We start from the raw sequence: 516 nt of genomic DNA on the forward strand, positions 1-516 counted from the left end.
CTCGAGCCGGGGATGACGTTGCTCGACATCGGCTGCGGCTGGGGCGGAGCACTGCAACGGGCGATCGAGAAGTTCGACGTCAACGTCATCGGAATCACGCTCAGCCGCAACCAGTTCGAGTACAGCAAGGCGAGGCTGGCGGCTATTCCGACCGAGCGCAACGTCGAGGTCCGGCTGCAGGGCTGGGAGGAGTTCGACGACAAAGTCGATCGGATTGTCACCATCGGCGCCTTCGAGGCGTTCAAGGCCGAACGTTGGCCCGCATTTTTCGAGCGCGCCTACGGCATCCTTCCCGACGACGGCCGGATGTTGCTGCACACAATTTTGACGTATCAATGGCAAGAAATGCCCGCGCGCGGCATCACGCTGACGATGAGCGACATCCGATTCGCGCGATTCATCTACAAGGAGATTTTCCCCGGCGGGCAGCTGCCGGCGCAGGAAGACATTTTGAAATTGGCGCCGGCGGCCGGGTTTACGGTTGAAAAAGTGCAATTGCTGCGGGAACACTACGCG

The 516-nt window shown here is 60.7% G+C and carries 1 protein-coding gene; it reads left to right on the top strand.

The genetic code is table 11. The features are described from left to right. Window positions 1-516: class I SAM-dependent methyltransferase (locus tag A9X04_RS05045; protein ID WP_156764220.1), on the top strand; the 516-nt coding region annotated here is incomplete at both ends.

This window comes from Mycobacterium sp. E3247, from assembly GCF_001667785.1.
In the GTDB taxonomy this organism is placed as follows: domain Bacteria; phylum Actinomycetota; class Actinomycetes; order Mycobacteriales; family Mycobacteriaceae; genus Mycobacterium.